Annotated in this window: 12 protein-coding genes; 3 read left to right on the forward strand and 9 right to left on the reverse strand. The window is 62.9% G+C overall.

From position 1 onward, the window contains the following. Positions 1 to 37: 37 nt before the first annotated feature. The 4 genes from RCI06_RS03820 to RCI06_RS03835 all read right to left on the reverse strand — a co-directional run bounded on the left by RCI06_RS03820 (position 38) and on the right by RCI06_RS03835 (position 14,990). Positions 38 to 466, reverse strand: a complete 429-nt coding sequence (locus tag RCI06_RS03820) for a nitroreductase family protein (RefSeq protein ID WP_306574393.1) — start codon at positions 464 to 466, stop codon at positions 38 to 40. Then, positions 448 to 675, reverse strand: coding sequence for a helix-turn-helix domain-containing protein (locus tag RCI06_RS03825; protein ID WP_306574394.1), 228 nt, complete (start codon positions 673 to 675; stop codon positions 448 to 450). Before RCI06_RS03825 ends, RCI06_RS03820 begins: the two co-directional genes overlap by 19 nt. After that, positions 654 to 12,836, reverse strand: coding sequence for a leucine-rich repeat protein (locus tag RCI06_RS03830; protein ID WP_306574396.1), 12,183 nt, complete (start codon positions 12,834 to 12,836; stop codon positions 654 to 656). The genes RCI06_RS03825 and RCI06_RS03830 overlap by 22 nt, the downstream gene beginning before the upstream one ends. A 291-nt stretch (positions 12,837 to 13,127) precedes the next feature. Beyond that, the gene (locus tag RCI06_RS03835) at positions 13,128 to 14,990 is read right to left on the reverse strand and encodes a hypothetical protein (RefSeq protein WP_306574397.1); all 1,863 of its coding nucleotides are present in this window, start codon (positions 14,988 to 14,990) and stop codon (positions 13,128 to 13,130) included. On the opposite strand from RCI06_RS03835, the gene RCI06_RS03840 reads away from it, so the two are divergent. Beyond that, complete coding sequence (locus tag RCI06_RS03840) at positions 14,976 to 16,817, forward strand: sensor histidine kinase (RefSeq protein WP_306574399.1); 1,842 nt, start codon at positions 14,976 to 14,978, stop codon at positions 16,815 to 16,817. The two genes, RCI06_RS03835 and RCI06_RS03840, sit on opposite strands and share 15 nt — an antisense overlap. 39 nt (positions 16,818 to 16,856) lie before the next feature. Here RCI06_RS03840 and RCI06_RS03845 read toward each other — a convergent pair whose 3' ends face one another. Together RCI06_RS03845 and RCI06_RS03850 are read right to left on the reverse strand one after the other, a co-directional pair. Beyond that, a complete protein-coding gene (locus RCI06_RS03845; RefSeq protein WP_306574417.1) occupies positions 16,857 to 17,516 on the reverse strand; it encodes a LytTR family DNA-binding domain-containing protein in 660 nt (219 codons plus the stop codon). A 586-nt stretch (positions 17,517 to 18,102) separates the two neighbouring features. Then, the gene (locus tag RCI06_RS03850) at positions 18,103 to 18,870 is read right to left on the reverse strand and encodes a nitroreductase family protein (protein WP_306574400.1); all 768 of its coding nucleotides are present in this window, start codon (positions 18,868 to 18,870) and stop codon (positions 18,103 to 18,105) included. Between the two features lie 120 nt (positions 18,871 to 18,990). Here RCI06_RS03850 and RCI06_RS03855 point away from each other — a divergent pair, with 120 nt between their 5' ends. Further along, positions 18,991 to 19,383 carry a VOC family protein gene (locus RCI06_RS03855; protein WP_101548373.1) on the forward strand — a complete coding sequence of 131 codons (393 nt, stop codon included), beginning with the start codon at positions 18,991 to 18,993 and terminating at the stop codon, positions 19,381 to 19,383. Positions 19,384 to 19,514: 131 nt separating this feature from the next. Here RCI06_RS03855 and RCI06_RS03860 read toward each other — a convergent pair whose 3' ends face one another. The 3 genes from RCI06_RS03860 to RCI06_RS03870 form a co-directional block, all read right to left on the reverse strand. Beyond that, on the reverse strand, positions 19,515 to 20,075 hold the full coding sequence (locus tag RCI06_RS03860; RefSeq protein WP_276872207.1) for a YdeI family protein: 561 nt from the start codon (positions 20,073 to 20,075) through the stop codon (positions 19,515 to 19,517). 53 nt (positions 20,076 to 20,128) lie between these two features. Further along, positions 20,129 to 21,544, reverse strand: coding sequence for a triacylglycerol lipase (locus RCI06_RS03865; protein WP_306574401.1), 1,416 nt, complete (start codon positions 21,542 to 21,544; stop codon positions 20,129 to 20,131). A 74-nt stretch (positions 21,545 to 21,618) separates the two neighbouring features. Continuing rightward, the gene (locus RCI06_RS03870; RefSeq protein WP_277138683.1) at positions 21,619 to 22,041 is read right to left on the reverse strand and encodes a DUF3795 domain-containing protein; all 423 of its coding nucleotides are present in this window, start codon (positions 22,039 to 22,041) and stop codon (positions 21,619 to 21,621) included. A 259-nt stretch (positions 22,042 to 22,300) separates the two neighbouring features. Between RCI06_RS03870 and RCI06_RS03875 the strand changes: the two genes are divergently transcribed. Then, complete coding sequence (locus tag RCI06_RS03875) at positions 22,301 to 23,056, forward strand: GNAT family N-acetyltransferase (RefSeq protein ID WP_306574403.1); 756 nt, start codon at positions 22,301 to 22,303, stop codon at positions 23,054 to 23,056. Positions 23,057 to 23,105 lie beyond the last annotated feature (49 nt).

Here is a 23,105-nt window from a genome sequence, read left to right on the forward strand (position 1 = left end):
AAGGGGCCGCTCATAGAGCGGCCCCTTCGGCGTTCATTCAGTCCCGCTTCCATTTATAGACCGCGGCCAGCGTCTTTTCCCCGTCCGAACCGGGGTCCGCGTGCAGCTTCGCCTCGTACCGGATGTGACGCCGCTGAAGGCAGAGGTCCAGAAAGCACAAGAAAATCCCCAGATCGATTTGGTTGTAGAACGCCACCTGGCCGGCGGGCATGATCCCGCTCCTGCCCGGCTTGCGCACGCGGTACACGCGCAAGGCGTCGCCTTCGCGTTCCACCAGCCACGGCTGCGTGTTGCAGGCGCTCGGCGCAAACCGGACAATTTCGGTGACGCCCTCGACGGGCTCCCCGCGCCAGATTTCGCCGACCGGCTTCCGTTTGCTCCGGAACAGGTCCTTGCGGAATTTTTGGCCGCCGGCGGGTTGAGGATAAAAAAGATCGGCTGCTGGATTTAAATTTGGATGAAACAATTATTCGAAAGGTAATTGATCGAAACCTGAAGGGCATCCGACAGCTTGACAATCGTGACGACTCCCGGCGCCTCTTTGCCGCGTTCCCAGCCGCTGACGGTTTCCTGTTTCTCTCCTATGCTGTTCGTGAGTTGCGCTCGGGTCAGGCCGCGGCTGCGACGCAATTCCTGTAATTGGGGTGCGAATGTTAACTTTTTTTCTTTTTCCAAGTCCACACCCCATACCCTGCAAGAATCATCAGTATCACCGCGGCGATTGCAAGGGATATTCCGTTTACACTGTGCTCCGCCATCCCAGCATCAGGGGTGCCAGCATAAGCATCCGCTTGGAATCCCGCGTCCGGCGGGGTCATGGTTTCAGGCACATCCGTCTGGAGCCGCACCGCCTGCCCGGGAATGGAAGGCCGGACAGGTTCTGCCGCAGGCGCGGTCACCTCATATAGGACGCCTCCGGTCACGGGAATATACTTGCCGGGTCCGCCTGTTTCGGGGTTCGTTTCCGCAGCGGGATTGAGAACGGTGCTCTCGGCAATCCCCGCGTACAGTTCCGCCAGCTTGCTGAGCGGCCAATATATCCGGCCGGATTCGTTTTTCTGAGCTTTCCCCTCTGGGATCGTGATGGTTTCACCATTCCAGGAGATGACAAGGTTCACACCGCTATTCTCGCGAAGGGCGTCCATGACGCTCCATGGCATCTTGTCGTAGCCATGTGCGTTCACCTTGACCACGTCCCCATCCCGCGCGCCGTTAATTTTGTCCTTGACGCCCATCCAGAATTCGTACTGATCGTTATCCGGGGAAGAGCCTCCATTGCTTCCATGGCTACCACCGCCGTGCGGCGGTGCGGGCGGGGTCGTTCCACCCGGGGTGTACGCGATGGCGTAGGTGGAAAATTTGTCGGTTTGGAATATCAGCTTGTTTTCGGACTGCGTGGTTGGCAAAGCCACAGCGCTGCCATCATGTACGCGGATGACCACATAATTGCTGCCGCCGCGCATATCGTCAGGGATGGTTATGGTTATCTCGATCGGTTGGTGCGACTCGGTGATCGTTTCCGTCGGCTTTGTCGTCCCGCTTTCGGTCACGGTCTTTTCAAGCGTGATCTCGAAGTAGACGCCGATGGTGTCCGCCTTGGTTCCTCCCAAGGTTTGTTCCACAAGAGTCTTATCGGGTTGATCATCCCTCTTTTCGACGATCAGCTCCACCTTGACGTTGCGGTTGTTATCGATATCCTCTTGCGTGATTACCGCGTCGGCCAGATCCTTTTCAGGTGCGGTCACGGTGGTCCCGGCCTTCGTGTCATCCACGATTGCTGTGACCTTAAAGCCGGCCTTGCCGGGGGTGTTGTTGACGTTACCCGCATCGCCGCCGCTGACGCCTTCGCCAGCGGCGCCTGGATTTCCGGTACCATCGCCAGGGATGTTTCCGCCGTCGCCGCCGGTGGCGGAACCATTCCCGCCAGCCGCACCGCCGCCGATGACCGTGCCGTCGCCGCCGTCACCACCGTTGCCCGTGCCGGATCCCATGCCGCCAGAGCCGCCGGCGGTGTTTCCTCCGACCGTGGTGGAGCCGCCGGTTTCGGTGCCATTGCCGCCGTTGCCGCCGCCGCCGTTTCCTGTTCCGTTGCCGCCGTCGCCGCCAGTCGCGTTCCCACCGGTACCTACATCAATAGAGCCGGAACCGGCCGAGGTCGAGCCGTTACCCCCATCGCCGCCGGTTGTGCTCCCGGATCCGCCGTTGCCGCCGGTGGTTTCACCGTTGACAACGGTGCTGCCGCCTGTGGACGTGCCATCGCCGCCGTTGCCGCCCGCGCCGGTGGAGCCGTCGCCGCCGTTGCCGCCGGAGGCGCTGCCTCCCGTGCCGATTTCGACGTCGCTGCCACCGCCGCCAGTGACACCGTTTCCGCCATTTCCGCCAGTAGAGCCGCTGCCGCCGTCGCCGCCGGTGATGGCGCCATCGTCAACAGAAATGTTGCCGTCCGAACCCAGGTCGACGCCGGGCGCTCCGTCGCCGCCTGTACCGCCGGGGTTATCGCCGCCATCGCCGCCGGAAATCGTGCCGCCGCCGATGATCGTAAGGGTGTGATCGCCCACCACCACGAAGGATGGCTTGCCGTCCGAACCGTTTTGACCGTTGGCGCCGTTGATCGTGTGGCCGCCAAGGTCGATGGTCACATCGGTTTCCACCCGGATGGGATCGTCCAGGGTAACATCTTTTTCAATCTTGATCGTGCCATCCGGCCGGAGCGTCGCGTTGCCCGGACCAAAGGCGTTGTCCACCTTCTCTTGGGTCAGCGGGGCGGTGAGTCCGCTGGTTTCGTTGCTGACCGTCAGGGTGGCGACCCTTGTGGTGACGCTCTCCGCCCCGTTGGCGGACAGCACGCAATAGAATTGGTAAATGGTGCTCCGGATGCCAGTATAATTCTTGTCGTTTGCCGTGAATGTCTTCGCGTTTGTAAGCGGGGTGTCCTTGCTCGGATTCGGCTTGTCGCCCAGCATCTGATACCACTGGTAGATCAGCGTTTTGCCGCCGCTGGCCGTGGCTTCCACCGTGAAGTCGGCGCTGCCGTTCGCCGCAACCGTTTTGTCTGCGGGCTGTACGGTGATGGTGATCACAGAGCCGGACACGCCGGTGGAACCGGGTGTGCTGGCGACGTCGCCCGCATCGCCGCCGGAAACGCCCTGCCCGCCCGTGCCGGGATTGCCTGTGCCGTCCTCGGGCACGCCGCCTCCGTCGCCGCCGGTGGCGGAACCGTTCCCGCCGGCCGTACCGCCGTCGATCACCGTGCCGTTGCCGCCATTTCCGCCGCCACCCGTGCCGGAACCGCTGCCGCCGTTCCCGCCGTTTGTTTCACCGTTCACGGTGGTGGAGCCGCCCGCGCTGGTTTGGGTGCCGTTGCCGCCCGCACCGCCCGTGCCATTGCCGCCGGTGCTGTTGCCGCCGTTGCCGCCGGCGGCGCTGCCGTCCGTGCCAACGTCAACCGTTCCAGAGCCGGTTGAGGACGCGCCGTCTCCGCCGTTGCCGCCGTTGCCGCCCGCGCCGCTGCCGCCGTCGCCGCCCGTGGCGGAGCCGCCGTTGATGGTAATGTTTCCGCTGCCGGTGATGGCGTCGCCGCCGTTGCCGCCCACATCGCCGCTGCCGCCCGCGCCGCCGTTTATATCCGCGCCGTCGTCCACCGTCAGGCTGCCGTCGACCTGAATGCCGTCGCCGCCATTGCCGCCGGTCCCACCGGGTTTATTTTCGCCATCGACGCCGTTGACCGAGCCGGGGCCTTTGATGGTCACGTCCGCGCCGCTCTCAATGATGATGACAGGGCTCACGCCGGGCTTGCCGGTGATGGTGTTTCCGCCCAGGTCGATGACCACATCGACCCCGGCTTTGACAACGATGGTTTCATCCACCACGACATCGTTGTTGATTGTAATGGTGGGGGGATTGGTGGTGCCGTCCAGCGTGGCGTGGCCAGGCCCGAACACGCCGTCCACCTTGTCTTGGGTCAGCGGTGCGGTCAGGTCGCCGCCGGTTCCGGCGGAATCGCCGCTGCCGATCGTCCAGCCGTACCAAAGGTCGTCGTCCGTGTTGCCGTCCGCCACAGCCTTGTAGGAAGCCCGCGCCGCCTTCAAGGCGCTGCCGGTGAGCGGCGCGCCGCCCGCGTCCACAAAGGTGATTGCGCGCGGAGAGGGACAGCCGCTGAACGAGGACTTAGATGCCGTCGGCGGAGCGGCCGGCAAGCTGATGGAAGCGAGCGATGTACAGCCTTCAAACGCATCAGACCAAATCCTCGTTATCTGGGGAAGTTTGACGGCCGTCAACTGCGTGCACTTCTCAAAGGTATCTGTTTTAAGCTCGGTTGCGGAGGAAAGGGTAACCGTCGCGAGCGCCCCGCAACCCATGAACGCGCCCGATTCAATCGAGGCCGCCTTCGGGAAGTCGGCGCTTGTCAGGGCGGCACAGTCCCGAAATGCCTGTCCCCCGATGGAGGTCGCCTCTGGAATGGTTACGCTGGAAAGATGAGAGCAATTGATGAACGCAACGTCTCCGATGGCGACCGCCTGCGGGATGCTGACGCTCTCCAGCGCGCTGTTGCTGAACTTTGCGCTGCCCATCTCTTTTTCCACTTTGACCTCGGGCGCAACCGAAAAGCTCTTTAGAGCGTTTTGATCATAGGTGTATGGGCTATGAAAGTTTTTCCAGTCGAAAGCGGTGATTTCGCCGGACAGCACCTCCAGCGTTGCAACCTTGTCCGCGCCTCCGGAGTTGAAAACCGCGTCGTTCAAATTGGCTCCCTCCACCGGGTTGCCGCCGTTCACCTTGATGGTGATTGCGGTGGGGGCGGGCTCCGTGACCTTCCAGCCATACCACCGGTGGTCGAACGGATTCTCGTCGTAACAGGAGATGTAGGCCTTCTGCGCGGCGGCGAGGGCCTCGCTGGAAAGCTCTTGATCGTCCGCGTCCACAAGGACCAGCGAACGCTCGGCCGGGCAGCCTTCGAACGCAGTGTCATAGCTCACGGCGGGCGGGATCGCGCCCAGCCGAAGCGTTTTCAGTTGGGCGCCGCTTCCAAACACTTTATTACCGATCTTCGTCACCCGAGGGAAGCTGGCGTATGAAAGCCCGTTACAGTTCCCAAACGCATCGTTGCCGATTTTGATTGCCTGGGGGATGAAGACGCGCTCGAGGCTTGAGGGAAAGATCTTGTCGCTCGGGATGTCCGCCACGGTCACGCCTTCCGCCACCGTGAAGTCGGTGAGGGCCGTAAAGTTCTCTTTGAACCAGGCCCAGTCTCCAGCGATAAGCTCCCCCGCCGTCACCGTGAGGGTCTTGACTCCTGCCACGTCCTTGCCGCTGTTTGCCACGGCGCCCTCCAGGCTGGCCCCGCCGGCGGAACCGCCGTCCAGCGTGATGGCGATCTTGGCGGCGGGCAGGTCCTTTGCGGGCAGCTTCCAGCCGTACCAGTAGCTGTCGGTGGTGTCGCCGTCGCCTGCCGCCTTGTAAGACGCCCATGCGGCGTCATCGTCTGCCAGCACGGCACCGTCCGCGCCCACCAGCGCCAGTTTGCGGTCGTCCGGGCATCCCGTAAAGGCGGTGGCGGAAACCGAAGTGGGCCGGGCCGCGCCCAGGGTGAGGGTTTTCAGCGCCGCACAATTCTCAAATGCGCCGTCGCCAATGAAGTTGGCCTTGGGGAAGGCGGCGCTGGCGAGGGCGTTGCACCCCTTGAACGCATTGCTGCCAATGGTTATCGCCTCGGGGAAGCTGATTGTTTCCAGGTTCCTGCAGTCTTCAAATGCGTATGAGTTCACTTGCTTTGCCCCGGGGAAGCTGGCGCTCACGAGAGAGGTGCAGTTATAAAACGTGTTGTTGCTGATGGCCAGGACCTGGGGGAAACTGGCGTCTACAAGCTTCCCACAGTTATAAAACGCCGAAGCTCCGATGTCTGTCACATCCCCAAAGACAGGGGCCGTCAGCTTTGTGCAGCCTTTGAACCCATTGGCGCCGATGGATGCGGCCACGGGGAAGCTGGGGGTGGTGAGGCCGTCACAATTAAGGAACGCGGAGTTGCCGATGTATTTCGCGGCGGGGAAGACGGGGGCGGTGAGGGTCTCGCAGTCCTGGAACGCCCTGATGTCAATGATCGTCGCGGCCGAAAAATCCACGGTGGAAAGGCGCCCGCACCCGTTGAAGGCGTCGGCGCTGACCTTCGTCACCTTGGGGAAGCTGGCGCCCGTGAGGGCGGTGCAGCAATAAAACGCATTTTGGCCAAGGGTTGTCGCGTCGGGGAAGCTGGCTGTGGTAAGCCTCAGACAGCCTGTAAACGCGCGGCCGCCGACGGTTTTCACTCCTGCGGCATGCACCCTCTGGATGGTCGTGGGGAAGACAGGGAGGTTTACCTCGCCGGCGGGGATATCCGCGGCGGTCACGCCTTCCGCCACCGTGAAGCCGGTGAGGGCCGAAAACTTTCCTTGGAACCAGGTCCAGTCATCGGCGGTCAGCTCGCCTGCCGTCACCGTGAGGGCCTTGACCGTTGCCGCCTCCCTGCCGCTCTTTGTCACGGCCTCCTCCAGGCTGGCCCCGCTGGCGGAACCACCGTCCAGAGTGATGGTGATCTTATCGGCAGGCGCCTCCGTTATGGTGAGCTGGAGGTCGGTTTCGGTGGAGGCTTCGGCGTAGTTGCCCATGGCCGCCAGCCCGGCCCGCACCAGATATTCCCCCGCCGCCGTGGGCAGGCCGACGGTGTAGCCGTCGCTGAATAAGCTCCGGAAGAACGAGGCGACCGTCGCGGTTTTGGGCTTGTAGGCGTAGACGATCTCGCCGTTGACATCGGCGCTGTAAGTTTCGCCGTTCACCAGGGTGACGCCGGGCGGGGTGATGCTCCCGCCCACGGAGATGGTCTGGCTTTCCGCCGGCCATGTCAGGGTTGGGGTGGCCGGATTGATGACCAGTCCACCGGAAATTGTTTTCTCAAACGCCGCATAGGTGCTGTCGGCGGGGCGCGACACCGTCACGTCATAGGTCCCCGCGTTCGTCGGGGAAGCGACGGGGGTCCCGTCTTGCTGGTACGTGACCGTGAAGCCGGTGACGCCGCTCGGGGTGGGCGTCACGGTAAAGGTCCAGCCGCCGCCCGAGTAGGTGGCGGTCTGCACCGTTTCCCCGATGGTGATCTTCGGCTCCCCCACCAGCCAGCCGTACCAGCGGCCGTCCCCCGCCGCGTTGCCGTTTTCGGTCACACCGTCGTAGGCGGCCTGCGCGGCGGCGAGGGCGTCGCCGGTAAGGGTATTGCCGTCCGTCCCCAGAAGGGTCAGGGAACGCTTGGAAGCGCAGCCTCTGAAAACCTCGGAATTGGATACGCTGGGAGGATCGGCCGGCAGTTTCAGGGTAGCCAGCTTTGTGCAGGCGTAAAACGCGTTCGAGCCGATAGAAGCCGCCTTGGGGAAGGAGGCCTCAGCCAGATTGGAACAGCCATAAAAGGCGCTGATGCCAATACTCGCTGCCTGGGGGAAGCTGACGACGGTCAGTGCGGTGCAGCTGTAAAACATGCTGTTGGATACGGATCCAGCCTTGGGCATGGATATGGTTTGGAGAGCGGTACAGCCTCTGAACAGGTTGACGGCGCTGTCGTTCGTGGCGGCCTGGAGGGCCGTCAGTTCCGGCAGGCTCACCTCCTTTAGGGCCTTGCAGTTCATAAAGGCCCCCTGGCCAGCGGCTTTGAGTCCCCTGAAATCGATCTTTTCCAGGGCGGAGCAGTTGGCGAACGCAAACTTCGGCAGCACCTCCACCTTTGGGAAGGCGGCCTCGGTCAGTTTTTCGCAATTCGCAAACGCATTCATTCCGATCTGGGTGACCTCGGGCATCTCCGCCGTGGTCAGCTCCTTGCAGTACATAAACGCGCCGTTCCCGATGGCGGTGAGCCCTGGAAGCTTCACCGACACAATGCTGCCGGGAAAGACGCCATTATTCCCGTTGAGGTTCCCGACGTTGGGGATCGGCGCGGCCGTTACCGACCCGGCCGCCTCAAAGCTGGCGAGGGCGATAAGGCTTTCCCTCTTTTCCGTAAACCAGGTCCAATCGTCGGCGGTGATCTCCCCCGCCGCGATCTCCAGCGCGGTGATTTTGTCAAGACCGACGCCTGAGGCCGCCACTGCCTTCTCCAGGTCGTCCCCGCCCACCGGCTGAGAGCCGTTCACCTTGACGGTGATGGCGGCGGCGGGCGTTTCCTCGATGGTGAGCTGGAGGTCGGTTGCGGTGGCGGCGGCGGCGTAGTTGCCCCTGGCCGCAAGCCCCGCCCGCACCAGGTACTCCCCCGGCGCTGTGGGCAGGCCGCCGGTGTAACCGTCGCTGAATAAGCCCCGGAAAAACGAGGCGATGCTTGCGGTCCTGGACTTATAGGCGTAGGTGATTTCGCCGTTTTGGGCGGCGCTGTAGCTTTCGCCGTTCACCAGGGTGACGCTGGGCGGGGTGATGCTCCCGCCCTCCTGGATGGTCTGGCTTGCCGCGGGCCAGGCGAGGGTGGGGACGGCGGGGCTGACGACCAATCCGCCGGGGATGGTTTCCTCCAGTGCCGGGTGGGTGCTCTCGGCGGCGCGGGCCACCGTCACGTCGTAGGTCCCCGCGGCGATGGGGGTCGTCTTCGCGCCGTTCTGCCGGTAGGTCACGGTAAAACCGGTGATGCCGCCGGGGGTGGGCTTTACGGCAAAGGCCCGGGCCTCGCCCGAGTAGGAAACGGTCTGCACCGCTTTGTCAATGGTGATCTCGGAGGCCCGCACCGTCCAACCATACCAGAGGCCGTCCCCCGCCACGTTGCCATTAGAGCCGGCGACGTCGTCGTAGGCCTTCCGGACGGCTTCCAGGGTTTCGCCGGAAAGGGGCGCACCGTCTGCGCCCACAAAGTGGAGGAAGCGGAACTCGGGTAAGGTTTCGTCAAAGGGCCGATGCCCATTTGGCGCGGCAGGCGGGGTGGCCCCCAGGGTCAGGGAGTCGAACTTTTCGCAGTACCAAAACGCCATATCCCGGATCGTTGTCACCGCGGGGAAGCTGGCCTCTTTCAAATTCCCGCACCGGAAAAATGCGTTCCCGTAGATGGCGGTGGCGTCAGGGAAGTCGGCGCTCTCCAGGGCCTTACATTCGTAGAAGGCGCTTTCCCCGATCACTTTGACCTTGGGGATGCGCACCCGCCGGATGGTAGCGGGGAACAGGTTGGTGTTGTGGTGGGGGATGTCCGCCACGCTTTGCACCGCGTCCTCCACGACAAAGTCGGTGAGGGCGGGCAGCGTCTTGTCGGCGGCATTCGCATCTGCGGTTTCAAATCCCTTCCAGTCGTCGGCGGTGACCTCGCCCGCCGTCACGGTGAGCTGTTTGATGGCGCTGGCGGTAAGCCCCGACCGGCGCACGGCGTCGGCGAGGCTGGCGCCCTGCACGGACTGCCCGTCCAGGGTGACGGTGATCTTCATGTCGGGGATGGCGGCCACGATGACCTCCTTTGCCGGGCTGGCGAAGGACGCGCCGTCCACCGCTTTTACACGCACCCGGTAGGCCCCCTGTGCAAGGCTGAGGGCGGTCGCGCCCTGCGGCACCGCCGTCCAGGCGCTTGCGGTGGAAAGCCGGTACTCCATGGTGCCGTCCACGCCCGTGATCTCCCCTTCGCCCCCCGTGGGGGTGGCGGGCGCGGCGGGGCGCGCGGGCACCGTCAGGGACTGGGGCGCGCTGTCGTCGGTGGTATCGCCGCCCTTTTTCACAATGGAAAGGGTCTGGCCGAAGTAGCTTTCAGCGATGTGGAGCGTGGTGCCGTCGAGGGTGACGGGGCTGCCGTTTACCGTGTAGCCGCCGCCTTCCGCAAAGCCGGTGAGGATTTCCGCCACGTAGTCGATGCCGATGTTGGGGGCGGCTTCCACCGGTTTCGCCTTGGTCACGGTGATGGTGGCCTGCGCCGACTTCGTCTTTTCGCTGGGCTGGGCGGTGGCGGTGACTTGGACGGTTACCTCGCCCGCCTGGGTGACGGTCAGGATATTCCCTTCGAGGGTGGCGCCCGCGGTATTATTCTCGATCTCGCAGCTGTAAGAGATCGTCCTCTCGGGGTGCGCCGGGCATTCGTCAGTAGACGCATAGACGGCCTTCCCCACGATCTCCCGGGTGGCGCTGGGCGCGTCCACCGGGATGATGATGGGGTCTGTGCCCGTAAGCTGCAAGTTATTCAGCGCGCAGGTGCACAGTTCGGTGACGGTGACAAGGCAGGAGGCGGTATGCCCGCCGTCATTGGTGGTGACGGTGATGGTGGCGGTGCCCAAGGCGACGCCTGTGACATTACCGTTGGCGGTCACCGTGGCGACGCTCTCGTCGCTGCTCTTCCAGCTGACGGTTTTATCCGCCGCGCCGTTGGGCTTCACCGTGGCGGTGAGGAACTCCGACCTGGTTCTTTCGATGCTCATGGCGGTTTTGTTCAGGGTAACGCCGCTGGCATGGGGCCTGACCGTCACGGTGCAGCGAGCGTACACCTTGTCGTCCAGGGCGGAGGCGGCGGTGATCCAGGTCGTTCCCCCGGCCCGAGCGGTGACCTTGCCGTTTTCGTCCACAATGGCCACGCCCTCGTCGTCGCTGCTCCAGACCACCTCTTGGTAAGTGGTTCCGTCGACCGCGGCCTTTAGCGTTCCGGTATCCCCGGCGTTCAGAGTCAGACTGGACTGGTCCAACGTCACGGTGGTGGGGGCCTCCACCACCGTGACGGCGCAGGAGGCGGTTTGCCCATCGTTTGCCTTGGCGGTCACGGTATCCGTGCCGACCGCCTTTGCATAAATAGTGCACTGTTCAAAAAATCCATCGAGTTTAATTATACTTTCATTGTTAGATTTTGTTGTCCAGCTGTCCTCTCTGTTTTCCACCTTTTGGTCGTCGCTTTTTGTCAGAGCCATGATGTCGCGGCTCTTGCCCACCGCCATGGTCACCGCGCTGGGCTCCAGGGTCAGATGCTCGGGCCTGTTGTCCGGCTCCCGGTAGCTCCCCGGCAGGGTGGGCCGGATGGCGCCAAGGGTTCCTCCCCCGGTGGTTGTGGGCAGGGGCAGCTTTACGCCGTAGGTAAAGAGTCCGTCGTCCCCATAGCTCCAGCCGCTGCTGCCCAGGTTCACGACGGCGGAAACCTTTTGGGCCCCTTCTTTGGGGACCTCGATGCTCTCGCCGTGGATGCCGGTGTCGCTGACCCCGGTGCCGCTGGCGATGGTCCGCTCCGACCCGGCGGCGCCGAACAGGAGGTCCGCCCGGGCATAAAAGGGCCCCTCGGGGGTGCCGGCGCTGTTGGTGCCCCCCAGCACCCGTCCCACATCCTGGGTGCCGGTGACCTTCTCCCCCAGGGCGTACAGGTACCCCACCGTTTCGCTGCCCCTGACCCCGGCGACGCCCCCCACATAGCGCGCGCCGCTGACGGTGCCGGTGCTGTAACAGTGGTCCAGCGCCCCGCCGATGGAGCCGACGATGCCCCCAACCGCCTCCCCGGTGCCGGTGACGCTGCCGCTGCTGGCGCAGTTTTTGATGTTGCGGGCGCTCCCCGCGATGCCCCCCACGTTGCCCGCGCCGCTGACTTCCGCCAGGCTGACGCAGTTTTGGATGGTGCCCCCAAAGGCCTTCCCCGCGATGCCGCCGGTGTAGCCGCCGCCGTTCACCTTGCCGGTGACCACGACGTTCTGCACCACCGCCTTGCCCCCCAGGGCCCCGAACATCCCGCTGTAGATGCTGCCGTTGATGTTCAGGTTTACCGAATGGCCCTGGCCGTCAAAGGTGCCGTTGAAGCGGACGGGGGTCGAGCTGGAGTCAATGATGCTCCCGCCGATGGGTCCCCCGATGCCGGCGCCCGCATACAGGCTCGTTTCCAGATAGACGGTGGCGCCGGTGCCGATCTCGGTATGGATCGACGACGCTTCGGGGTTGTTCGCTGAGATCAGGTTTATGAAATGCTGGTACTGGGCGTCATTGCTGATACTGTAGTACCCGCCGAGTTCCAGCTTCGTCACGTCATCCGTCAGGGGGATTCGCTCGCCATCCGCCAGTGTCGTCACTGAAAACATGGTTTCCAGCGCAGCGAGCTTGGCGAGCGCCTCGGGGTCGAACGCCGCTTTCTCCTCGTCGGAGAGAGCGTCGAAGGCCGCGCGGGCGGCCTCCGCCTGTGCCCTCACCTCATCCATGCGCGCGGCAGCGGCGGCCTCGTCCGGCGTATCCGTTTCGTAGGCCGCCAATATCTCGGCTTGCAGCTCCTCCACCGTGGGCAGCGCCGCGATCAGCGCCAGCGCCGCCTTTGCCGCTTCGGACTGTTCCGGCAGACAGGCGCAGCTTTCCCAGTGTTCGGCGCAGACCGGGCAGGCTTCATCCACCGCGTCCTCTGTGCAAAGCGCGGTGCAGGTGCATTTTTCTTCCGGCTGCTCCTCCGTAAAGGCGCAGCTCTCCCAGTGTTCGGCGCAGACGGGGCACTCCACATCCACCGCGTCCTCTGTGCAAAGCGCGGCGCAGGTGCATTTCTTTTCCTGCGCGGGCTCGTCCGGCTTTCTGTAGAGAGGGCAGTCCTCGCTGTGCGCCACCTCGCCGCTGTCCGCAGCCGGGCAGCTGCAGGTTGGCGGCGCGGGCGGCTCAGGCGTCTCCGCCTTCTCAGAGTCCACCGGAAGACCGCTACTGCTATTCGGCGCGGGCTGGTCCTTTGCCTCCTCTATCTTTACAGGCGTATTGTCAAGGGCGGGAGAGGAATCCCTGGAGCTGCCCGCCTCTTCTGCCGTATCCTGCTGCACAATGTTCGCCGGTTCCTCCCCGGCCTGTGCATACACAAAACTGTTGGTCATGCTCAGCGCCATACAGACGGCCAGCAGCAATGAAAGCCCCCGGCGGCAGGTGTGATTTTTCATAGTTCGCCCTCCTATAAAGATTGCTCTCTGACAAAGGAATTTAACCGCCCCATGGGGCGGTTAAGAGAGGGGGCATGCCCCCTCTCTTAACCCTGATTGTCGGATACGCGATACAATTATCATAATTTTATCAGTTTTTGCATTTCTCGTGTGACCTTTTGCACCAACGTCACATATACGGTACGAATGCAATGACGGCCGGTTGACGCGGCGGGAGTTTCTGTGATACCGTATAACGTATAATAGAAAAACACCTGCTCTTCAGGCAGAAGAGCAGGTGCATGGGGTTTCTTATTTTTGTTTTCCATGCCGATGGGACCAGATCGCGGCCCCCAGGACCAGCGCGGCCGTGGCAGCCGTCGCCGCCGCGAAACCGGGGACATGGGGGGGCGAGGGATTGGACGCGGCCGCGGCCACAGGGCTGGCCGGGGGATCGGGAACCGATACCGGCGCCGCATCCTCTTTTTCGCTTGCCGCTTCTGACGATGGGCCGACGGAATCTTCCCGGGATGCAAGATCCGTTTTGGCGGCTCCGCCCGTCTTATCAGCCAGCGGCTTTGCCTGGGAGGGCTGAGGCGTTTGCCCGCTTTCCGGCGGCTCGGATGTGGGTCCGGCGGGCTTTGGCCCGGAGGATGCGCCCGTCTCGGGGGAGCGCTCCGGCGCGTCGTCCGACTTCTCTTTGCCTGGGCGGTCGTTTTCTCCCTGGCCCCCGCCGCCGTGGTCGCCGCTGTTGTCGTCGTGGGGCGTCATATCCCAACCCCCGGAGGACGGCTTGAGGTCAAAAACTTTCGTGACCCCCGCGAAAGGGGAGCCAACGACCGTCACTTTCACATACAAAACGGCGGTGGATTCTGTTATCATCGGATTGTAATCCTCATCCGCGGCAATCAGCGTGTATTCAAATCTTCCGCTTTGCCGCTGGTCGCTGGGGAGGTCATCCCAGGACCAGGGTTCCTCATACCAGGTTTCGTTGTCCAGGGAGTAGGCGAGGACGGCTTTTTCCATCCCCGCGACCCAGGGGAACGCAAAATAGGGGCCCAGATCGCCGTAGCTGTTGATCCTGACGTCGGCGGTGAAGGGGAACTCCCTGTCCCGCAGCACATGGACGGTGAGTTCGGGAACGGGCATGTCCACCAGGATTAGCCCGTCGTCCCAGCGCTGCTTCTCCCCGCCGGTCCAAGCGGCATGGGGGGCGTAGCTGCCCGGAACGGTAAAACATTCCGCCCCCGGCTTGATGCCCGCTTCAAATGCCTCGCGGCTCCACCGGTAAGCAAAGCGCCGCGTGTCCTGATAGGTCCCGTCCACCAGGCGCAGCGTCGCTTCCTCCGGAAGGCGCAGCTCATCAAACCGCGTTCCCGAAGTCACGTAGGCGGCGCAGACCATGCCGCCGAGGTCGTCGGCCGCCGGATCCCGGTAAACAAGCGGTTCGCCGGGTTCCCTCTCAACGGCCACCGCCGCCACGGCGGTTCCCTCCGCTCTGGCCCAGCCCTTCATCTCGTCCCAGTCCGGCTCTCCGTAAATGCCGGAAATCGTGAAGGTTTCCGCGCCGCTCCCGATGCCCGCTTCATAGTCGGCCCGGTTCCAGGTGACGCAAAAATCCAGGCTGGCGGGGTCTTGATAGGGGTTTGCCCCCTCCGCCGGCCGCAGCGTCAGGGTGTCCTGATACCGTATGGCATCCTCAAAGAGCGTGTCCTCCCGCACCTTCCATATGATCTCCTCGTCCTGGACACTGTAAACCGTCTGATCGTCCCGGAGGCGAATATGGACCAGCAGCCTCGGCGGGTCCGGCATGGTCACGAGTCCCATGTCCCAAAGTTCCGCCAGCTCCGGGGAACTTTGACCGGGAAGGCCGTATTCGCCCGTCATGGTGAACGCGGTTTCTCCCCGCCCCACCGCGGCGTCGAATTCCCCCTCGTCCCACAGCAGTGCAAACGTGTCGCTCCCGCTGTCCCAGTAGAAGTCATCCTCGCCGATGTTCCGGGTAATGAGCCCAAAATCGATGTCCCGGTTGAATCGGATTTGATACGGGCTGTCGTCCGCTGCGCGGTAGACCCGCGCCTGGGGCGGCTCCCCCTCCGCGTGGACCGGACAGACCATCCCCAGCGGCAATACGGCGCAGAGAGAAAGGAGCGTTAATTGATGCAAAAACTTCATGAATACCGTCTCCTTTCCTGGATTTGCGCGGCGTGCTCCCTGCTGGCGTTCGCGTTGCTGCTGGCCGACACCTACCGCTTCGATAACAAATATACCGCCGGCCCCCCTTACGGCGAGGACGGCGTGTTTTCTTTTTCCGAAAGCGATTTGACGAAACCCATCCCGCTGGTCGACGGCTGGCTCCTGGACGGACGGGAGGTTTTCATTGGGCAGTATTCCAATTTTTCATTTCTGCCGGGCCGGGATTCCCCCTTTGGCGAAGGGACCTATACCCTGACTCTGCGCTATGAAGGCCCGCCCCGCACCCTCCTGCTGGAGCTGCCGCAGGTCTTCACCGAATATACGCTTTATGTGAACCAACGGCCGACGGCATCCACTGGATCGGGCGCTGTGATCGATGTCCCCGTGGGTGGCGGTGACACCGGCCTTCGGCTGGAAACCGTCAATCGGAGCCACTACTACAGCGGCCTCACCTACCCGCCCATGCTGGGCACCGCTGAAGCCATTGGGCAAATGTCCTTTCTTCGCACACTGGTATATTCTGCGGCGGTGGTTTCGGCGCTGACTCTGGCGATCTTCTCCCTGTCGCTGTGGTTTTCGCGGGAAAGGGATGGGCTTTTCCTCCACTTCGGCGTCCTCTGCCTCGCCTTCGCCGTCCACTGCCTTCATCCATTCGTGTGGCAGCTGGGGCTTTCAGGGACGCTCTGGTACGCGGTGGAGGACGCCTCCTGGCTTCTGGCGCTCTGCGAGGCGGCGGCGGTGGCGGCCGTCGCCTCCGGACTACGCCGGAACGCCTGGTACCGGCGGCTTCTGCGCCCCGCCGCACTTTTCGTGTGCATTTTGTCTATGACCGCCGTACTTTTCATCATACCGGCGGCGCCCGGTTTCGTCAAGTTTTACGGCGGGCTGATGGATGGGGCCAAACTGCTGATCTGGGCTTTCCTCGCCCTTTGCGCGGGGACCGGGCTTGGCGGGGAAAAGCATGGCGCGGTCCCGTTTGTGCTGGCCGCCGCGGGCATTCTGGGCGTCAGCCTCTTCGCGGACTTCTGGGACGCCAACAAGTTCGAGCCGATCTATGGACTCTGGCAGGAGGAGTACGCGGGGGCCGCGCTGGTCCTGGCCTTCGGCGGCCTGATGGTGCGCCGGAATGCACGGCTTTTGCGGGAAAGCGCCGAACTTCAAGCAATGAAGCTGCAAAATCGGTTCGCCGCCGATAGCGCCGCTCAGATGCGCGGCGCCATTGAGCAAGCACGTGCCCTGAAGCACGAGCTGCGTCACCATGTGGAAACAATGACGGCTTTTTATCAGGCGGAAGAATATGTCCGTCTGGGCGCGTATTTGGCCGAGCTCGACCGGCAAAAAGAGGAGCTTCCACAGCTCTATTATACGGAAAATTTTCTGGTGAACGCCATCCTTTCGGGGCGGCTCGGCCCCGCGGGGAACGCCGGCATCCGGATCGAGTGTGAGGTCCGCGTCCCCGAAAACCTGCCCATCGCCGACGCGGATTTGTGTATGCTCTTATCAAATCTGCTGGATAACGCGGTGGAGGCGTGTGAGCGCCTTCCCGCCGGCAGTGAGCGTTTTATTTCCCTGTCGCTGGCGGTCAGGCAAGGGGTGTTCCTCGTCATCTGCCAGAATTCCGCCCCGCCCCGGAATACGGGGAGCAGCTCTTTTCTCACCAGCAAACCCGATGCCGGCTGCCACGGATTGGGGATTCCCACCATGCGCCGGGTGGCCGAGAAATATGACGGGGCGTTGGAGCTTCGGCAGCTGGGGTCGGTATTTACTCTGCAAGCCGCATTACGGCTTCCCCCGGAAAATCATTGATTCTCCTCGTGCAAAAAAGCCGCTTGCGAAAGCGGCTTTTTATGTAAGAAACTCCAGCCACCGGGCCTGCGCATCCTGATAACGCCGGACGGCAACCGGAACCTCCCCTTCGCCGTGCAGCAGAAACCGGTATTTTTGAATCCCGCTCACACACGCGAGGTTGACAATAAAGCTGCGGTGGCAGTGGTAAAAGCTTTCCGGCGGCAGCGCGTCCAGAACTGTTTTCAACGCGCCGAAGCAGGAAACGGTTTTTTCCTTACAGTGAACCACCAGTTCCCGTCGGAAAATCTCAATATAACGAATATCACTCAATCGGATCGCGGTTGCGCCGCCTCCCAACGTCTCCAATACGAGAGAAGGCCGCTCCTTACGCCTTTCCAGGCAATGCAGCAATACCGGCCTCAGGTTTTCCTGTGTAAGCGGCTTCAGCAGATAACTCACCGGATAGCTTCGATAGCCCGCCAGCGCAAACTCCGGGCTTCTTGAAACGAACACCAGATCGGTTTCATCACCGCGTTCCCTCAGGCATTCCGCGACATTGATCCCGTCCTGCCCGTCATCCATCATAATATCCAACAGGATCAAGTCCCAAGACGTTCCCTGTTTGTGGGCCTTCAGCAGTTCAGAGGCCGTATGGAAAAATTCGGTCTCGGTTTCCATCTCTGCTTCCCGCAGCAACGTAGCGGCTGCCGCCGCCATCTCCTCCAAATCCCGCTCAATATCATCACAAACCGCTATCTTATAAATGGGTACTCCCCCTTATGACGCCCTTGTTTTTCAACCCAAAAATAGAATTTACTTTGATGGTTTATGAAAACATTATTATTGTATGATAATGGGTTGTATTTTGCAAGTATTGAAAAGAAGTTCCGACCGGGTCTCCGCATAGATTCCCAAAATCTTGCGCAGCTCCGGCATATTTCAACTCTCCTCCTAGGAATCGCAAGCGTACAATTCCGCCCGTACCTGCTACGATAAGCTTCTTAGGCTTTGCGTGTGTTGGGTCCCGCCGCGATCCCTGATTTGGCGGTACATCCTCATGATTACCCGTTTTACGGGTCGTCTCGTGAAAACCGATGACACGCCTGCCTCGTCACCCCGCGCCCGCTGCTGCTCGCGCAGCAGGGCTACGGCCTGCTCCTGCGGGGCTGGGGCTCATTGGACAATTGGTATAAAAACTACGAATATCAACAAAACGTCATGAAATCACAGGAAGGCGTCCCGGTCGAACCGGACGCATGAACGCCGAAGGGGCCGCTCACAGAGCGGCCCCTTCGGCGCTTATTCAGTCCTGCTTCCATTTATAGACCGCGGCCAGCGTCTTTTCCCCGTCCGAACCGGGGTCCGCGTGCAGCTTCGCCTCGTACCGGATGTGACGCCGCTGAAGGCAGAGGTCCAGAAAGCACAAGAAAATCCCCAGATCGATTTGGTTGTAGAACGCCACCTGGCCGGCGGGCATGATCCCGCTCCTGCCCGGCTTGCGCACGCGGTACACGCGCAAGGCGTCGCCTTCGCGTTCCACCAGCCACGGCTGCGTGTTGCAGGCGCTCGGCGCAAACCGGACAATTTCGGTGACGCCCTCGACGGGCTCCCCGCGCCAGATTTCGCCGACCGGCTTCCGTTTGCTCCGGAACAGGTCCTTGCGGAATTTTTGGCCGTCGTTGATTTTGGCAATGGCGATCATGATGACAAAATCGAGCCCCTCCGGCGGGGGCCCCGGCGCTTTTCCGATCCCGTACCACAGCGTTCCGATGTTTTGCGAGACAAGGGACAGCTCCAGCTGTTCGCCCAAGTACCCGATGTTCTGCAAATAATGGTCCTTCCTCTCGCTATACAGCAAAATACAGGCCTGCTGTCCGCGCTTGCAGGTGGTTTCCCCAGCCGGGACGATCCGAATGGCCGTCCGAATCCCGGGGCACAGGGGGACCAGGGAACGCCAGGTTTCCTCAATCGACCGCAGTTCCTCGGGGGATATGCCGGTATCGCCGGTATCTCGGAACAGGTGAAACGATTTTCTCTTGAAAATCATATCGTAGAGGCTGTCGTTTAGCATGTCACCGTCCTCCCGTCAGGCGCGTAACAGATTTGAAAAAGTGATTTGACAAGCATCCCGGCAGCAATTAAACTGTATGGTAAGCTCGCATTTCCCAATAAAACGCGGAGGGATCAGATCATGGCGCTTCATCTTGCAGGCTGGAATGTTGTATTGGATTCCGATCGGGCGGACGAGCTGTCCGCATTTTACGAAAGGCTGCTTGGCTGGACGCGGTTCAAGGGCGAAGAATATACCGTCTTGGTGGACCTGGAGCAAACGGGGACCCCCACCTGGATCACCATCCAGCAGGCGGATGATTACCTTCCGCCCGTTTGGCCCGCGGCGCCGGAGGAGCAGCAGCAAATGGCGCATTTGGATTTCCACGTCGCGGATGTGGAAGAAGGGGTGAAGCACGCCCTGTCGTGCGGCGCGTCCATGTCGGAAGTCCAATTTGACGACCGCTGGCGGGTCATGCTCGACCCCGCGGGACATCCGTTCTGTATTCTGCCCCCCATCATGCCCTGGCCGTAAGGACGCTGCGTCCGGTTCGCCGGCCGTGGCGGCTGTTTTTTGCGCCGGCCCGCCTTTCGGGCCGGCGCTTTGCGTCCCGTCACCGGAGCAAATCCCTTTTTTAGCGCGGGTTCCCCGTCTCCCGCGGGGCCTTACATCGGCTTCAGGTTTTGATTGAGCCGGCCGACCATCCACGCCAGACGCTTTTTCCGCCCCTCGTCGGTCCTGGCGGCAAGATACGCTTTGGCATAGGTCCTCCTCACCGACGGGGACATCGCGGAAAAATGCGTGTGGGCGGGCTCGTATCCCGCCAGCAGTTCGGAAACCGCCCGCACCTGCTCCTCCGTGACCGCCGGGGATTTTGGGGCGTCCCACTGCCCGTTTTGCTTTGCCTCCGCGATCTTTTCCCGTCCGAAGCAGGTCATGCGTCCCTGCCGCTCCAGCTTTTCAGCCAGCGCTTTGTTCTTCTCCGACCACTTGCTGTTCTCCCTGCGCGGGGAAAAATATTTTACGTAGGAGCGGTCGTCGATCCGCTGCATCTGTCCGTCGATCCAGCCAAAGCAGAGCGCCTCCTCCAGCGCCTCCGCCGCCGTGATCGTCCGCGGGCCGCCCGCCTTGCCGAAGAGCAGCCAGACGCCGCCGTCCGTCCGGCAGTGGTCCTGAAGCCACCCGCGGAACTCCTCCCTGCCGGAAAATTGCAGTCTTTCGTCCATGGCGCTTCCCCTTTCATTCGCTGTTCCCGGGGCTTCCGGGTCCGCCGCCGGGGTTAGAACCCGTCGTCGCGCAGGCGGGACACAAGCCCGACATACCATTCGATGACGTCGAAGCCCCGGTAGTCCTCCCGTTTGAGGTCGATGATGTCGCCGTGCGAAATGCCGCGGCGCCGCCGGCTGGAGAGCACGCCGCCGAACGTCCCCCACTTGGCCGAGTCGATACACACGAGGCCGTCGTTGGGGCCCCGGACGCACCGGAGCAGGAAATAGGGGATGCTGAGCAGCGGGTCGCTCAGCGGGTTTTTCATGACGGTGGCCCAGCTCCGGTAGCTGACGCGCGGGTCGTCGGGCGTTTCGGCGTTGAAGGCCTCCGCGAAGGCGGGCGCGAGCTGACGGCTGGCCGTGCACGCGTCGGGGGCCCGGTCCCCGACCTTGCGGAAGGCCGCGTCGACCATCCCGCAGATTTTGCGGTAGAGGCCGTCGGGCAGCTTCCCGAGCAGGTCCAGCAGCTCGGAGCCGCGGTGCTGGGTGGAGATCGTCGTGAGCGACGCCACGGCCTCCCCCATCCCAAGCCGGGTGATCAGGTAGCGCGCGTCGAGCCCGCCCTTGGAGTGCGCGATGATGTTGACCTTTTCGCAGCCCGTCTCCGTTTGGATCTCCAGGATTTTTGCGCGGATGGCCTCGGCGTTGTCCTCGATCGTGCCCCACGCCTGCTGGTGCCCGTAGTAGACCGCGGCGCCGTTCCGCTGCAATTCGCGCGGGATGCGGCCCCAGTAGTTGAAATATTTGAGATCGCGGAAGCCGACCCCGTGCACGAGCAGCAGCGGATATCTCGTCCGGCAGACGTCCCGCTCCGCGCGCACCCGGCGCGCCTCCTCGCGGTAGCATTCGTGGTCGTATTCATCCCGCGCGGCCCGGCAGAGCCAGAGCATCAAAAAGAGGTTGACGACCGGGATCCACAGGTTCAGGACGAGCAGCACCCGCTTGACGATCCCCAGCCTGCGGCAGGTGAAAAGGATCCGCAGCGCGCCGCCGAGGATGACCAGCGCGACGAGCAGAAACGCCGCCGCGAGGTCGGCGGGGACGACCCAGCCCGGCAGGCCGCCCGCGAGCGGCGGCAGGACCCACAGGTAAAAGACCGCCTGCATCAAAAGCAGGAGCAGCCCGCCCCGCAGCGCCATGCGCCCGGCCCAGAGGACCCGGACGCGGCGGTTTTCGGTCTGGTAGTCCCGCGCGGGGAAAAACAGCAGGCGCAGGAGCGTCCAGGCGAAATAGACGCCCACCGCCAGCCGCACCGCCCAGAGGCCCGCCCCGCCGAGGCGGGAGAGCCGCTGCCACCAGAAGAGCGCGTGCGGCAGCAGCAGGGCGCAGAGCGCCATATGCCAGCGGCCCAGAAGGTCGAGCTTCTTCGCCGCGTCCAACAGGACCGCGCCCAGACAGGCCGCGATCAGCAATATTTTGAGCATCATCCGGGCACACTCCCCCTCGGCCGCAGCCGGCCGAACCCATTGTACGCCTTTTCCGCCCCGTTTTCCGGCGGGCGTCAGACCTCCCCGGGGCCGCGCGGCCTGCCGCATTCGCTGCACGCCGCGTCGTGGAGGGAGACGGCCCCGCCGCAGGCGGGACAGGTGAATTCTTCCCGCTGCGCCGCCAGAAACGCCTCCAGCCCCCGCGCCTTCACCGCCGCGCCGTTTTCCATGAGGCTCGCTTGATAGCGCTTGCGGTAGCTCCTGTCGAGGTTTTTCACCGGCTTGCAGGGGTAATCCGGGCACGCGAAGCAGTAGGCGAGACCCCGCTCCCGGGCGCAGTCGCGGATGCCGCATTTCCGGCAGTGCTCCGGCTTGCCGCCGTCGCCGCCGAAGCAGCCGGGACAGGGCCTTTTGCTCACGCAGTGCCGGCAGCAGGCCATGCAGTTCATGCCACAGGGCGCGAACAGCCTCTCATCGATCTTTTCGGGCATTTTCATCGGTCGGTCCACCCTTCCGCTTCTCCGTGCATATGGGATTGAAAAGCAGCGACCGACCGCATATGCCGGCGGGCGCGTCCCGTTGGTTCCATCCTACCACACCTTCCCCGCAAATGGCAAGGCCGAGTCCCTCCCGCGGCGGGAAGGATCCGGCCTGATTTCCAAATTTCTTTGAGAAGCGCGGCCGGGTATGTTATGATACAGAAAAGGCGTTCTGCCTTTGGGCCACGCCAAAATTCAATTGGAAACGAGGACGCGTATGGAACCGGATTTTATAAACCTGACGGAGGAAACCCTCGCCGAAGAGCATCTCTGCTGCATCATCCGCAGCAAAAAGCCCCACCCGGGCGTCGAGGCCAAGCGGCAATGGCTCGCCGCCCGGCTCAAGGAAGGCCATGTGTTCCGAAAGCTCGATGCGAAGGCGGTGGTTTTCATCGAATACGCCCCTCTTGAGACGGCGTGGGTACCCGTCCTTGGCGGCAACTACATCTATCTTTACTGCCTCTGGGTCGACGGCGGCTGCAAGGGCAAGGGGTACGGGCGGTCGCTCATGGAGTACTGCCTGGCCGACGCCAAAAGGCAGGGCAGGTCCGGCGTCTGCATGCTCGGGGCGAAAAAACAAAAGGCCTGGCTCTCCGACCAGGCGTTTGCAAAGAAGTTCGGCTTTGAGGCGGTCGACACGGCCGGGAACGAATACGAGCTGCTCGCGCTCTCCTTCGACGGGACCGTGCCGCAATTCGCGCCGAACGCGAAAAAACTGGCGGTCGAAAGCCCGGAGCTCACGATCTGCTACAGCATGCAATGCCCCTTTATCCCCCAGCGCGTCGAGGTGGTCCGGCGGTACTGCGAGGAGCGCGGCGTCCCCCTCTCCCTCATTCCGGTGGACACCCTGCAAAAGGCGAAGGAGCTGCCCTGCGTCTTCAACAACTGGGCGGTGTTCTATGGGGGACGTTTCGTGACGGTCAACCAGCTCGACGCCGCCGGGATCGAGAGGATCCTCAAAAAAGGTTCCTGACGGGATCGCCGCCGCGCCGTATTGCATCCCGCCGGGCGGTTATGCTATA

Origin of the sequence: Anaerotruncus massiliensis (ex Togo et al. 2026) (genome assembly GCF_030825285.1) — a bacterium.
GTDB lineage: Bacteria > Bacillota > Clostridia > Oscillospirales > Ruminococcaceae > Anaerotruncus > Anaerotruncus massiliensis.